Origin of the sequence: Paenibacillus sp. FSL R7-0128, assembly GCF_038002245.1 — a bacterium.
Classification (GTDB): Bacteria; Bacillota; Bacilli; order Paenibacillales; family Paenibacillaceae; genus Paenibacillus_AQ; species Paenibacillus_AQ silagei.
Genome location: NZ_JBBOCD010000001.1, coordinates 7,391,247 through 7,405,042, shown reverse-complemented (window position 1 = coordinate 7,405,042; position 13,796 = coordinate 7,391,247). Strand labels below are relative to the sequence as shown.

Here is a 13,796-nt window from a genome sequence, read left to right as displayed (position 1 = left end):
GCCTCCTATTGAATCAACCATAATTTCAGCACTCTCACCAGCTGTGTGGTATTAATCGGTTTGGATATATAATCGCTCGCCCCAGCTTCGAGGCATTTGACCCGGTCTTCCTCCAAGGCGCGGGCGGTCAGCGCAATAATGACGATCTGATCATAGTCTGGGTTTAGCCGGATATGCTTCATCGTCTCGTAACCATCCATCTCCGGCATCATAATATCCATGAATATCAGCTCTACGCCCGGGTGGGTCTCCAGATGCTCCAGGGCTTCTCTGCCATTCTGGGCAAAGCTGATCTCCATATTATAACCTTCCAGCACACTGGATAACGCAAAAATATTACGCATATCATCATCCACAAGCAGAATGCTTTTCCCGGCAAAAGCGGACTCCGGATTATGCAGGTTCTCGATCAGTCGCTGCTTATCCAAAGGCAGGTCTGCATGCTTGCGGTGGAGGTAGAGGGCCGTATCGTCATAGAGACGTTCCATTGAACGCACGTTCTTGATCACAATACTCTCGGCGTAGTGCTTAAGGCGCTGCTCATCTGTCTTGCTGAGATCCTTGCCTGTATAAATAATCACCGGCAGGGTCTGCAGCTTGCGGTTGGTCTTGACCTGCTCCAGCAGGTCGAAGCCGGAAATATCCGAGAGACCCAGGTCCAGCACCATACAGTCAAAATGATGGCTGGCCAGATGCTCCATCGCTTCTCTTCCGGTGCCCACAGCAATAATGTTCACATCGGGATGGGCGATGAATTCGACAAGACTGCCGCGCAGAACCTTGTTGTCTTCGACAATCAGCAGACTCTTCACCGGACGGCGGATATAAGTCTCAATCTGGAGAAAGGCTGCTTCCAGCTCTGCATAATCATTCGGCTTCTTCCAGAAGGATAAAGCCCCCATCGACAGGCTCTGCTGGTTCTCCTCGGCTGTTGAAATCACATGCACAGGGATATGCCGCAGCTCCGGCCGGCTCTTCAGGCGGCTGATAATGGACCAGCCGTCCAGAACGGGAAGATGCAGATCCAGCAGGATTGCATCAGGCTTGTAGGCATGGGCCAGGGCAAGCCCCTGATCGCCCTGGAAGGCGACGATAGCCTTGAAGCCCCGGCTGCGCGCCAGCTCCAGCAGCCGGGCGGCGAATTCGGCGTCCTCCTCGATAATCAGCAGGGTAATATCCCCGCTTAGCAAATTGCTGCGGTCATCATCCATTTCCGCATATTGCAGCAGCTTCGGATTGGAGATAGAAATGTCGGGCACGAAGGACTCGCGGAAGGCCGGATTCTCGCGGCGGATAGGCTCGGAAGCCGGAATCTCCGGAGAGGCTGCTGCTGAATAGGCTGCGGCAGCAAGGGTCTGGGCATCCTCACCCGGTTCTACAGCGGGAATAATCAGGGAGAAGGTGCTGCCCTTGCCTTCCAAGGAATCAACCTCAATTCTTCCGCCCAGCAGGGTAGCCAGCTCCCGGCAGATCGTGAGGCCGAGACCGGTGCCGCCGTATTTGCGGCTGGTGGTGCCGTCTGCCTGCTGGAACGCTTCGAAGATGCTCTCCAGCTTGGAAGCGGCTATGCCAATACCGGTGTCGCTGACGGCGAAGATGACCTCTTCGCCGCTGGTACGGATCGACAGGGAGACGGAGCCTTGCTCCGGTGTGAATTTGATGGCGTTGGATAACAGATTATTCAAGACCTGCTGCAATCTGTGACCGTCGGTCATCAGATAATCCTGCAGCCGGTTGTCGGAATGGACATCGAACCGCAGGTTCTTCTTCTTGGCCTGCTGTTCGAAGTGGCGGAAGACATGATTGCTGAGATCCTGTGGGGAGACCGGCTCGATGACAGGGGTCATTTTGCCGACCTCCAGCTTCGCCAGATCGAGAATCTCATCGATCAGCTGCAGGAGATCCTTGCCTGCCGAGAAGATCGTATGAACGTATTCCAGCTGCTTCGCTTCCAGATTGCCGTCCTTGTTCTCGGCAAGAATCTGCGAGAGGATCAGCAGGCTGTTCAGCGGGGTGCGCAGCTCATGGGAGACATTGGCCAGGAATTCCGATTTGTACTGCGCGGCCATGAAGATCTCCTGCGCCTGTGCCTGGATCTCCTCCTTCTGCTTCTCAGTAAGCTCGACTTGAAGCAGCAGCTGATCATGGGAGGCAGCCAGCTCCTCCTTCTGGATCAGCAGTTCATCGGCCTGGGTTTGCAATGTATCGGTCTGGGCCTGAAGCTCCTCCGTCTGAGACTGAAGCTCTTCTGTCTGGGCCTGAAGCTGCTCCTTCTGCTCCAGCAATTCACTCGTCTGTGCCTGGAGCTCCCCGGCCTGATCTGCGATCTCGGACTTTTGCATTTCCGTGATTTGAAGCTGCTTCTGCATATCGCGGTTTGCCGCAGAGATCTCGTCGGCCTGGGCCTTGATCTCCATGGTTTGCCGGCGGGAAATCTCCATCTGATTCTGCAATTCCAGGTTGGAGGCATGCAGCTCTTCCGTCTGCTGCCGCAGTTCCTCCGTCTGGGCTTCAATCTCGTCCTTCTGGGCCTCTGTGAGCTTCATTTGTGTCTGAAGCTGTTCATTGGAGGTCAGCAGGCTCTCGGACTGCGCCTCCAGTTCAGTCTTCTGGTCCTGTAACTGGTCGGTCTGCAGGCGCAGCTCCTCTGTCTGGGCCATCAGCTCTTCGGTCTGAGCTTCCAGCTCCTGGGTCTGGGCGGTCAGTTCTTCCGTCTGGGCTTCCAGTTCTTCCTTCTGCAGCTGAGTCTCACTCAGCAGATCTTCGATCCGGGCGACATCCGCCAGTGTATTAATCAGCACGCCCATATTCTGTGCGGTGCGTTCAATCAGCTGCATCTCCTTGGAGCTGAACGGGCGTAGTGCCGCCAGCTCCATGACAGCAACAATTTCCTGCTCATGCTTAATAGGAACTATAATCAGTGAGGCAGGCGCAGCCTCCCCCAGACCGGAACGGACCTTGATATAATGCTCTGGAAGATCCTGCAGAACAATCATCTGCCTATCGAGTGCGCATTGTCCGACCAGGCCGCTGCCCAGCGGTATGGATTCCTGTTGCCCTGCGGCATCATCGAAGGCATAGCCGGCTGCGAAGTTCAGCTGGCCCCCCTGCTTAAGATAGATAGCCCCGTAGCTTCCGCCTACAGCGGTAGCGAGCCTGCCGATGAACACACGCGAGGCCGTCTTCAGCTGGACAGAGCCTTGAAGCAGCAGCGCCATCTCAGACACCTGCGTATTAATCCAGGCCTGTTCTTCGGCTCTAAGCCGCAGTTCGCGCTCATCGGCGGTTCTATGGTGAAGGTCAGCCGCCAGCCCGAAAAAGGAAGCGGCCAGCTGCCCGAATTCATCCGTCTGAACAGCAGCCGCAGCATCAGGGTTGAAAATGCCTGCTGCGATATCCTCTGAGATCTCCGTGATCCGGCCTAGACCGCGATCTATATTCCGCTGAATACTGTAAAGAAGGCTGATGCTAACCAGAATGCCGCCTGCGCCTAATCCTGCTGCAAGCAGGCGCGAGCCGCCCTCCATAAAGAGGAAAGATATAGTAATCATACTGCCTAACAGCAGTATAGTAGCTGAAGTTGCTAACCAAACCTGTTGTTTTATTCTCATTGTTCGCCGCCTTTGTTCAGTTAGAATGTTTAGCTATATAATTATAGCTTTTATGGAGCTTCAGTGATATAGAAGACATGAAGAAAACACCTTAAACCTAAAATTTACAAGGCTTCCTGGAGGCGGGCCCGCTTTTGCAGGAGGTTTCATGAAAACTTTGAAATCACCGCAATTTACTTAAAATTTTGCTTGTAAGCAGCGGGTAGAGCGTGTAAGATAACAGACATGCTTCATAATAGATTTCTTATAACAGATTTCATATAACTCATATAATCTTGGGAATATGGCCCATAAGTTTCTACCGGATAGCCACTGTAATTATCCGACTATGAGTGAAATAGCGCATCTAGGGTTCCGTTTCTTGTGCTGCGGCACGGGAAAGACTGGTCCAAGCGATGCGGACACGTATATGTGTTACACCACCAAGGGACAAAAACCCAGAAGGACAGATTCACTTGAGAGAAACACTCAGGGAATCTGTCCTTTTTATTTTATCTGTCTTTTTTATTTCTAAGGAGGAAGATCCGCTGTAATGAAAGTATTGGAAGAACGCATTAGACAAGAGGGCTTAATTCTATCGGAGACTGTACTGAAAGTGGACTCATTTCTGAACCATCAGGTAGACACGGCGCTTGCGCTTGCGATCGGGAAGGAATTTGCAGCGGTCTTCGGGGACCGGCAGATCACCAAGGTGCTGACTGTGGAGGCCAGCGGCATCCAGTTCGCCATGGCGGCGGGAATTGCGCTGGGCGTGCCGTTCATCTATGCCAAGAAGAAGAAGGCAGTCACCTTGTCCGAAGCGGTGTATTCGGCACCGGTTCATTCCTTCACCCGTCAAGAGGACTACCAGATCAGCATCTCACAGAAATATCTCGGGCCGGACGATACCGTCTTGATCGTTGACGATTTCCTGGCTACCGGCGCGGCGCTTGTAGGGCTATGCGATATCGTAGCAGAGTCCGGGGCGCAGTTGGCCGGGGTCGGCTGTGTCATTGAGAAGAGCTTCCAGGAGGGACGCGGTCTGCTGGAGCAGCGCGGAGTTCCGGTGTATTCCCTGGCACGGATTGCTTCCATGTCGCCGGGTGAGATTCATTTCATAGATAATGAAGGATTAATCAAGGAGCGTGCAGGATGTTAAGCAAACAGAAGATACTTGCCCTAGGGCTTCAGCATGTACTGGCGATGTATGCCGGAGCGGTCATTGTACCGCTGGTTGTCGGGGGAGCACTCAATTTGAACGGTACGCAGATGGCGTATCTGATAGCAGCGGATCTGTTCACCTGCGGGCTGGCGACCCTGCTGCAGATTATGGGCAGCAAATATTTCGGGAGCGGGCTGCCGGTGGTGCTCGGCTGTACCTTCACGGCGGTCAGCCCGATTATCGCCATCGCTTCAGGCTCCAATCTGGCGACAGCTTACGGCGCGATCATTATCTCCGGGTTGTTCGTGGTGCTGGCAGCCCCGGTGTACGGGAAGCTGCTGAAGTTCTTCCCGACCGTGGTCACCGGCTCGGTAGTCACAATTATCGGGCTGTCGCTGATTCCTGTTGCGATGAATAATGTGGCCGGCGGCCAGGGAAGCGCCGACTTCGGGCAGCCCCGCAATCTGCTGCTGGCTCTGATTACTCTGCTCGTTATTCTGGCCGTGAACCGGCTGACTACAGGGTTTCTGCGTTCCATATCGGTGCTGGTAGGACTTGTAGTGGGTACAGTAATCGGCTACGCCATGGGCATCGTGCATTTCTCTACCGTGACTACAGCCTCCTGGGTCAGCGTTGCACAGCCGTTCTACTTCGGCTGGCCGCAGTTCAGCATCACCGCAATCTTCACAATGATTATCGTGAATATCGTGTCTATGGTCGAATCGACCGGGGTCTACTTTGCCGTTGGTAAGGCGACGGACCAGCAGGTGGAGCAGAAGCAGATCGTGAACGGCCTGCGTTCCGAGGGACTGGCCATCATGCTGGGCGGCCTGTTCAATGCCTTCCCGTACACCGCATTCTCTCAGAATGTCGGCTTGCTGTCGCTGACGCGGGTAAAGACGCGGAATGTTATTTTTGCAGCAGGCGGAATTATGGTCGTACTCGGGCTGCTGCCTAAGCTGGCTGCACTGACTACAGTGGTGCCGAATGCGGTGCTGGGCGGGGCGATGATTGTCATGTTCGGCTCGGTCGCTGCTTCCGGCATGTCGATTCTGTCCGATGTGGATCTGCGCAAGGACGGCAATCTGCTGATCGCTGCCTGCAGCATCGCGGTGGGCCTCGGCTCTGCAGTGCTTCCGTCCATGTTCGACCAGCTGCCGGAATTCGCTCGGATGCTGCTGCAGAACGGAATCGTATCCGGGTCGCTGACAGCGATCATTCTCAATATCTTCTTGTCGAAGACCCAGGAGAGTGCGGTTCCTGCCGCAGCCGCTCCGGAAACGAAGTAAAATATTCCATCCACGTAGCTCTAATAAGATGAACAGCCGATTCCGAAATAAATGGAACTCGGCTTTTTTTGCTTCAGATGAACGGAGTCTGTTGTATAATTTATACAATGACAACTAGAAGGGACTGGCAGAGGACATGAGAAAGTATTGGCTGAGCATTCTCGGCAGTCTGGTGCTGGTGTTGATCGTTCCGCTGCTCTCGGTCCTCCAGACACATCAGATTAAGGGAGACAGGCCGCAGGCGGTGCAGGGTGTGATTGACCTTCGCTCCTGGGACGCCCGCCACGACGGGATTATGAAGCTGGATGGAGAGTGGGAGCTGTACCGGGATGTGCTGCTGTCGCCTGAGGATTTCCATCCGGTGAACGCTGGTAAGGAGGTCCCCGCCGCCTCTACGATGATTCAGGTCCCGGGGAAGTGGAACGACGATATCTCTGAACAGGGCGGGCGCAGAGCCAAAGGCTATGCTACATACCGCCTCCAGGCGAAGATTACCCCAGGGGAAGCCATGGTCTACGGCCTGCGCACCAGCAACATCCGCAGTGCCGGCAAGGTCTATCTGAACGGGCAGGAGATTGGAAGCAGCGGAACCCCGGCAGCCTCGGCCTCTGAGGGCAGACAGAATAACATGCCTTTTATGGGATTCGCCTCGGTAACCGGGGATACCATGGAGATTATTGTGCAGGTAGCTAACTACAGCTACTCCTCAGGCGGGATCGTTCAGCCGATTGTGATCGGTAATCAGGCCGCTATTTTGAAGCACAGGGAATTTGCCCTGTTTGTAGACGGGGCTGCACTGATCGGATTCTTCGTGCTAGCCCTCTTCCTGCTGATGTTCTCCAAGGTAAGGGAGAGCCGGGGGGTCACATTGTATCTGGGCTTGTTCTGCATAGCGGCCTTTGTCTACATTTTTACGCATGGTGAAAAGCTTATCCTGGCGGCGCTGCCCGGCTTCCCTTACGAGATTATACTCAAGCTGCAACTTGCGTCCTCTACACTGGTCTATTATTATCTCCTGCACTATGTCGCCAATTCAGTGAACTACCCGATGTCCATTGGGATGATTAAGGCCTCCAGGCTGGTTACGGCATTCCTGCTGCTGATTGCTGCCTTCGTCCCGGCCTATCTGTTCAGCTATCTGGAGGTTCTGCTGCTGACTTGGGGCTCCGTAAGCCTGGGCTTCGTGCTCTACTCCATGGTCCAGGGCACCCGGCGAAATCCGAAGAATATGTTCCTGATGATGGTCAGTATCGAGAGCCTGAGCGTGGTCATTATCTATTATCTGGTCAGCTTCATGGGCATGACCTTCAGCTATTTCATCATCTCCTACGAGATACTCCTGTTCGGGTTCGTGCAGGCGATCCTTATGACCCGGCAATACGCAGCTTCCTTCCGCGAAGTGGAACAGCTCTCACGCCGCCTTTTGTCGCTTGACGGCTTGAAGGATGACTTCATCTCCGATACCTCGCAGGAGCTGCGGAGGCCGCTGCAGGGGATTGTCAACATGGCCAAGGTGCTGGCTCAGGGGACGGCCGGCTCCATCAGCACTGCCCAGCAGGATCAGCTGCTGACGATTGTCTCCACGGGCAAGCGGCTTACAGCCCTGATCCATGATATGTCGGACTTCGCGAAGCTGAATCACGGCTCGCTCTTCCTGCGCCGGCAGGCCGTCGATCTCCGCATGGCAGCTTCCTCCATTATGGCGGTCACCCGTCAGGTCTACGGCAACAGCCAGCTGGAATTCCGGCTGAGTCTGCCGGAACAGCTTCCGCTGCTGGAGACGGATGAGCAGCGGTTCGCTCAGATTCTGCATAATTTACTCGCGAGTGCAGTGAATTATACGCCCAGAGGCGTGATAACACTGTCTGCTGAGGTTAAAGAAGAGTATGTTGCCATCATCATAACAGACACTGGCCAGGGCATCGCGCCTGAGCGTCTGCGTACGATCTTCGATGCCAATGATCCAAGCGGTCCTGCCGCCAGTAAGGTCTACCGCGAGAACGGGCTTGGCCTCAGCATTACCCAGAGGCTGGTAGAACTGACGGGCGGGGAGATTGAGGTACATTCCGAACTGGGGCACGGCTCCGTCTTCTGCTTCACCCAGCCGATCCTGCAGAGGAGCAATGCACTGCTGGAGGAGGAATTCGGAGAGCTTCACGGCTGGGAGACGGCGCCTTCGTACCCGCTTCCCGGAGAAGAACCTGTGCAACTGCCGTCTGAAGACTGCTGCTCCATTCTGGTAGTGGATAATGATCCCGTTAACCTCCGCGTGCTGGTAGGCGTATTGCAGCTGGATAACCATTCTGTGATTACCGCCAGCAGCGGCGCGGAGGCGATCCAGATCATCCAGCAGCATCCTGAGCTTGATCTGGTGATTGCCGACTGGGTAATGCCGGAAATGCCCGGGCTTCTGTTATGCAAGGCCATCCGTGAACGGTTCACCTTGTCCGAGCTGCCGATTCTGGTGCTGATGGCGAGCAGCCGTCCTGATGATATCCTCGCAGCCTTCGAGGCCGGAGCGAATGATTATCTGAGCAAGCCGGTGGAGGTGCGCGAATTCAAGGCACGGATGCAGACCCTGCTGGATATGCGCAAGTCGATCCGTGTATCTGTCCAGTCGGAGATTGCCTTCCTGCAGGCACAGATTAAGCCGCATTTCTTATATAATGCGCTGAACGCCATTATCTCGGTCTGTCCGGAGGACCCGGACAAGGCCACGGAGCTGCTGCTGGACCTCAGCCAATACCTGCGGAGCAGCTTCGACTTCCAGAACCGGGGACAGACGGTTTCTATGGAGAAGGAGCTGGGACTGGTCAAATCCTATCTTGCGCTGGAGCAGGCGAGGTTCGATGAACGGCTGAACATCGAGTTCGATGTGCCGGAAGATGTGATGGCGATGGTTCCGCCGCTGAGCATCCAGCCGATTGTGGAGAATGCCGTTAATCATGGCCTGATGCAGAAAGAGGCCGGAGGGACGGTACGGCTGACAGTTGAGCTGCTGCCCGGCTGCCTCAAGGTAGCAGTCACGGATGACGGTGTAGGAATGACCCCGGAGAAGATTGCGGAGGTCCTCTCGGAAGAGCGGACAGAGGGGGGCATAGGGCTGCGCAATATTCAGCACCGTCTGCTCAAGATGTACGGAGCAGGCCTGAATATCGACAGTGTACCGGGAAGGGGAACCGCTATATCATATACCATCCCCACCTAAAGGTATTTGAGAACTACGAACGAAGAGGAGGTGAGTCCGACTGATGAAGGCCATATTGATTGACGATGAGAAGCCGGCGCTGCAGCATCTGGAGCGTATGCTCCTGAAGGATGGGCGTCTTACAATCACCGGGAAATTCACCTCGGCACGCCTGGGACTTGCGCATCTGGAACGGGAGAAGGCGGATATTGTATTCCTGGATATCGGGATGCCGGAGATGAACGGGCTGGAAGCAGGTGAATACATTGCCGGTATGGACCGGAACACCCGGATTGTCTATATTACCGCATACAGCGAGTATGCGATCGAAGCCTTTGAACTCAATGCAGCGGATTATTTGCTGAAGCCGGTGACCTCCCAACGGTTAAACAAAACCCTTGAGCGTCTGGAAGTCGGCAAGGAGAGCGCTGAAGTGAAGATGCCGCCTACACCGGCGTCTGCGGCGCCTGTCAAGGAGCTGTCAATCCTCTGCTTCCACCGGCTTGAATTCACAGACAGCACGGAGCCGGGGCGCAAAATGCAGTGGAGAACAAGCAAGGCGCAGGAGGTCTTCGCCCTGCTGCTGCATAACCGCGGCCAGTGGATACTCAAGGACACCATTGTGGATCTCGTCTGGCCCGATTTCAAGCCCGAGAAGGCCGTAACGAACCTGCATACCACGGTATACCATATCCGCAAGCTGCTGAAGGCTTGGGATATGGAGGTGCTCGTCGAATTCTCGCAGGAGCGTTACAGGCTGACCAAGGAGCAGGTGCTGCTGGATGTGGAGGAGTTCGAGCTGGGCTATGCCGGCACGCCTGTGGAGTCAGAAGAGGAATGGCTGCGCCGGGAAAAGATATTGAAGCTGTACCGTGGAGACTACCTGCAGGAGCATCATTACGACTGGGCAGAGATCCGGCGCAAGGAGCTGCAGGTCCGGTATATCCGCATGGCGCTGCATTCCGCCGAATATGAGCTGTCCTCCGGGCGTCCCCGGCTGGCGCTGGAGCGGCTGCTGGATCTGCAGGCAGCCGATCCTTATTCCGACCAGCTCTGCAGGCTGATCCTGCGAAGTTACGCCGACCTGGGGGATTTCATCGGATTCAGGACACACTACGATAAATACAAGGAGCTCCTGGAGAATGAGCTGGGCATCCGCCCTGACCAGGTCATGGACAGCTGGGTCCAGAAGGTATTGTAAGCCCGTAGCCGGCCACTGCAAAACTGCTTGTTGTCATTATTATTTATATGCTGTGGTATACATATTCAAGGCTGCGGGAATTGAAACGAAAGCGTAATGACAGCGTATCAGAAGCATACGAATATTCAAGAGGAGATGGAGTGGGAATGGATAACGGGTTGAAGGTCATCCTGTTCGAGAAGCTGCCTGAAGGCGACCTGCAAATGATTGAAGAGCGCGTCTGGAGCATGAATATGGTTACGGCACTGGAGCATGTCAATTATATTGTCGTTGGCGGACGTGAGTTCGAGGCGGTAGAGGGAAGACTGAATGTAGATGAAGGGAAGCTGGAGCTTCTGCTGGTTCCCATGCGTACAGAAGGTTAAGGATGAATACCAGGAAAGGAGGCCCCAAGTTGGCAAAAGACGAAGATGCTAAAGAACCCGCAATCAGCAGGCTGTTCACGCCGGACGGCAAACCGGTCCGCGTATTATCCACCTCGCTCGGCATTGCGCTGCTGGCTAACGCTTTATTCATTCCGGGAGGTGCAGGCGCAAGCGGCACAGGCGGCGAGGAGCCTAAGCTGGTCTCCTGGTCTACTGAGGAGGTTAAGCAATATTTCGACAAGAATGTAGACTGGAGTATTCCATATCCGGAAGACCAGGAAGAGAAGGTCCAGGAAGGGCAGGGGGCTGTAACCTCCGGCGGCACGACAGTAATTAACAACTACGGCGGGTATAACTCAGGGTTTGGCTGGGATGATGTGCTTCTGTACCACATGCTTTTCAATAGCGGTTCGTTCTACTCTTCCAGAGGCTGGTACAATGACCGGCCTACTTATTATGGAGGTACACGCAATACCTATAAGCCGCCCTCCTATAATAGCGGACGATTCCAGAACAAGCCGGTGGCCGGCTCGGTGGTGAAGCCGAAGACCTCAACTTCATCCACCGGCTCCATTACCAGAAGGAATACCTCTTCCAAATCGGGCGGCATCGGCGGCACCTCCAGCGGGCTGGGTTCGAATAAATCCAAATCCGGCTCCAGTAAAAGCTCGGGCAAAAGCTCGGTGCGCTCCGGCAAGAGCGGGTTCGGCGGATGATCCGGGCGGAGCAGGCATTCGAATATATAGACCAGTCCGGTCTGGAACGAGCTCCCCGGGTTGAGCGGCTGCATGAGCTGGGCTTCACCTGGGCCGATCTGGAGGACGAGGAATACTGGCTGGATGCGGTGGCTGTGATGCGCAGCGAGACCTATCAGGAATTGAAGGAAGCCGCCGCCGCGCTCTGGGCGATTCTGGATAAGGCCGTGCGTTATGTCCATCTCAGACATGATCTGTACGATCTCCTGGGGATTCCTCCGGTGCTATGGCATATGCTGGATGACTGTCCATTGCCGGAGCCGGGACTGATCAGCCGGTATGCCCGGTTCGATTTTGCCGTGGCAGGGGATGGCACGATTAAGCTGCTGGAGCTGAATGCGGATACTCCGACCGGCTATGTGGAGGCCTCCATTGCAACGCCGTGGATCTGCGCGGAAGCAGGCGTCGGAAACGTGAATGCGGCCATGAAGCAGCAGCTTGCCGCAGCCTGGGGCGTGGAGCGCCCCGACACGGTAGCCTGTGTGGATTATGGCAGCCATGAGGAGGACAGCGGAACGATTGAGGCGCTGGCCGCGCATAGCGGACTGGATGTCCGCTGTGTCGATTGTCTGGATCTGTCGATTGATGAGGGTGTGGTCAAGGACGGAGAGAACCGGATCATAGAGCGGATGTTCGCGCTGTACCCGAAGGAGTGGATGGCCGTAGATGAAGGCGGCGAGGCTCTGGCCTATGCCATTGAGAGCGGGAAGCTCCAGCTGTTCAACGGACCGCATAGCATCATCCTCCAGTCCAAGGGGCTGATGGCCGCTGTCTGGGGAATGTATGAGCTTGGCCTGCTGTTCACGGAGCCGGAACGCGAGGCCATCTCCCGGTACATCCTGCCGACGTACAATAAGGCGGTGTTCTCAGAGAGCTTTGTATCCAAATCCGTATTCGGCCGCGAAGGCGGATCTGTTCGGATCTTTGATGACAGCGGCGCGCTTGAGATCGAGGACGAGGAGGGCTACGACAGCAGCCAGCTCTTCCCCGTGGTCTATCAGAAAAGGGCAGAAATGGCCCGGATCATGACGGCGGAGGGTGAGCTGCACCTGCTGACCGGCATGTTCGTCATTAACGGAACGCCCTGCGGGCTGCTTGGCCGGGCCGGCGGGCCGATTACAGGCAATGCCAGTCATTTTATCGCGCTAGGAGTGAGGGGGCTTGAAGATGTTCAAGGATAGAGAGGGGCATGCTGCCGGGCGCAGAGCCCGGGGCACCCTGCTGACTACAGTGCTGCTACTGGCGGTTATGGTGCTGAGTGCATGCTCAGCGAACAGCGGCAGTGTATTTCATACCGGCACTGATACGTCGGATAGTGTATCGCGTGTACCATGGGATTACCGGGTGGTGGAGGGCAAGGTTGGCGATCTGGTCGGCAGCGATATGACTATATTGCCGGATAATGAGCTGCTCCCGAACGACGGGAATTATGCTACAGGCGACACCGTCTGGACGCTCCAGTTCATGGATGCCGAGCTGATAACGGACGCTGACCAGAAAAATGAGATCAAGCTGTCCGCCTGGACGACACTTAAGTCTTACGCCGACCAGAAGGCGGCCACAGAGGATCTGGCTAATCTCAAGGTATCCATCACAACGGATGTGGACCTGGTTGGAGTGTACAAGACGGAATACCAGAGCAAGACCAGAAATTTCGCAGTGCTGGAGCTGCCTTCCGGCAACCGGATCAAGCAGCCGATTGACGACAAGCGCTATACCGCGCTGGAGAAGCAGAAGAAAGTCTCAGTGGTGCTGGAGGAAGTACATGATTTCGCCGACTATGATTCGGCCTATGCGAAATTTCGGGGGTGGGCTAAATGACGATCGTAATTAATCTGGTGGTTAGTATTCTGACCATTGTTCTGCTTCAGGTGCTGGGTATGGTGATCTTCGCGCTCATGACTCCATTCAAGGATATGGAGGAGCTGAAAAAGGGAAATATTGCGGTAGGCCTGGCGTTCGGCGGCAAGTTCCTGGCTACGGCGGTAATTCTAGGCGTGGCCGCTTACACCAATACCTCCATCTGGTTCATGATGCTCTGGTTCGCTGTGGGGTATGTCTGCCTGATCGCTTCTTACTGGATCTTCGAGCTGTTCACGCCCGGCTTCCGGATTTCAGAGCAGCTGGAGAAGGGAAATGTTGCGGTCGGCGTCATGCTCTGCATGGTGTTCATCGGGACGGCCTTTGCGGTCAGCAGTCTGATTATTTAGGTAGACTCGATTGGCAGGCGGGCGGCTGTGCCCCGCA

At 55.3% G+C, this 13,796-nt stretch carries 10 protein-coding genes and 1 riboswitch; of the genes, 9 read left to right on the top strand and 1 reads right to left on the bottom strand.

The window, feature by feature from the left end:
* Nucleotides 1-5: 5 nt before the first annotated feature.
* Nucleotides 6-3,611, bottom strand: coding sequence for a response regulator (locus NST26_RS31650; RefSeq protein WP_340980676.1), 3,606 nt, complete (start codon nucleotides 3,609-3,611; stop codon nucleotides 6-8).
* A gap of 245 nt (nucleotides 3,612-3,856) precedes the next feature.
* A riboswitch (purine riboswitch) is annotated at nucleotides 3,857-3,960 on the top strand.
* A gap of 183 nt (nucleotides 3,961-4,143) precedes the next feature.
* On the opposite strand from NST26_RS31650, the gene NST26_RS31645 reads away from it, so the two are divergent.
* The 9 genes from NST26_RS31645 (at nucleotide 4,144) to NST26_RS31605 (ending at nucleotide 13,759) form a co-directional block, all read left to right on the top strand.
* Complete coding sequence (locus NST26_RS31645) at nucleotides 4,144-4,749, top strand: xanthine phosphoribosyltransferase (protein WP_209868713.1); 606 nt, start codon at nucleotides 4,144-4,146, stop codon at nucleotides 4,747-4,749.
* Entirely contained in the window at nucleotides 4,743-6,041 is a 1,299-nt protein-coding gene (locus NST26_RS31640; protein WP_339252177.1) for a nucleobase:cation symporter-2 family protein, read from the top strand. Before NST26_RS31645 ends, NST26_RS31640 begins: the two co-directional genes overlap by 7 nt.
* 136 nt (nucleotides 6,042-6,177) lie before the next feature.
* Nucleotides 6,178-9,249, top strand: coding sequence for an ATP-binding protein (locus NST26_RS31635; protein WP_339252175.1), 3,072 nt, complete (start codon nucleotides 6,178-6,180; stop codon nucleotides 9,247-9,249).
* Between the two features lie 43 nt (nucleotides 9,250-9,292).
* Nucleotides 9,293-10,429, top strand: a complete 1,137-nt coding sequence (locus tag NST26_RS31630; protein WP_339252173.1) for a response regulator — start codon at nucleotides 9,293-9,295, stop codon at nucleotides 10,427-10,429.
* Nucleotides 10,430-10,575: 146 nt separating this feature from the next.
* A complete protein-coding gene (locus NST26_RS31625; RefSeq protein WP_036691939.1) occupies nucleotides 10,576-10,794 on the top strand; it encodes a hypothetical protein in 219 nt (72 codons plus the stop codon).
* A 29-nt stretch (nucleotides 10,795-10,823) separates the two neighbouring features.
* A complete protein-coding gene (locus NST26_RS31620) occupies nucleotides 10,824-11,510 on the top strand; it encodes a hypothetical protein (protein ID WP_339252170.1) in 687 nt (228 codons plus the stop codon).
* Nucleotides 11,507-12,730: a glutathionylspermidine synthase family protein gene (locus tag NST26_RS31615; protein WP_339252168.1), complete on the top strand. Its 1,224-nt coding sequence runs from the start codon at nucleotides 11,507-11,509 to the stop codon at nucleotides 12,728-12,730. The genes NST26_RS31620 and NST26_RS31615 overlap by 4 nt, the downstream gene beginning before the upstream one ends.
* Nucleotides 12,717-13,370 carry a hypothetical protein gene (locus tag NST26_RS31610; protein ID WP_209868705.1) on the top strand — a complete coding sequence of 218 codons (654 nt, stop codon included), beginning with the start codon at nucleotides 12,717-12,719 and terminating at the stop codon, nucleotides 13,368-13,370. The genes NST26_RS31615 and NST26_RS31610 overlap by 14 nt, the downstream gene beginning before the upstream one ends.
* Nucleotides 13,367-13,759, top strand: coding sequence for a DUF350 domain-containing protein (locus NST26_RS31605; protein ID WP_036722734.1), 393 nt, complete (start codon nucleotides 13,367-13,369; stop codon nucleotides 13,757-13,759). Before NST26_RS31610 ends, NST26_RS31605 begins: the two co-directional genes overlap by 4 nt.
* Nucleotides 13,760-13,796 lie beyond the last annotated feature (37 nt).

What these genes read in the sequence shown, in the direction of transcription:
- NST26_RS31650 (WP_340980676.1), bottom strand. Translation starts at nt 3,611, where the DNA reads ATGAGAATAAAACAACAGGTTTGGTTAGCAACTTCAGCTACTATACTG.
- NST26_RS31645 (WP_209868713.1), top strand. Translation starts at nt 4,144, where the DNA reads ATGAAAGTATTGGAAGAACGCATTAGACAAGAGGGCTTAATTCTATCG.
- NST26_RS31640 (WP_339252177.1), top strand. Translation starts at nt 4,743, where the DNA reads ATGTTAAGCAAACAGAAGATACTTGCCCTAGGGCTTCAGCATGTACTG.
- NST26_RS31635 (WP_339252175.1), top strand. Translation starts at nt 6,178, where the DNA reads ATGAGAAAGTATTGGCTGAGCATTCTCGGCAGTCTGGTGCTGGTGTTG.
- NST26_RS31630 (WP_339252173.1), top strand. Translation starts at nt 9,293, where the DNA reads ATGAAGGCCATATTGATTGACGATGAGAAGCCGGCGCTGCAGCATCTG.
- NST26_RS31625 (WP_036691939.1), top strand. Translation starts at nt 10,576, where the DNA reads ATGGATAACGGGTTGAAGGTCATCCTGTTCGAGAAGCTGCCTGAAGGC.
- NST26_RS31615 (WP_339252168.1), top strand. Translation starts at nt 11,507, where the DNA reads ATGATCCGGGCGGAGCAGGCATTCGAATATATAGACCAGTCCGGTCTG.
- NST26_RS31610 (WP_209868705.1), top strand. Translation starts at nt 12,717, where the DNA reads ATGTTCAAGGATAGAGAGGGGCATGCTGCCGGGCGCAGAGCCCGGGGC.
- NST26_RS31605 (WP_036722734.1), top strand. Translation starts at nt 13,367, where the DNA reads ATGACGATCGTAATTAATCTGGTGGTTAGTATTCTGACCATTGTTCTG.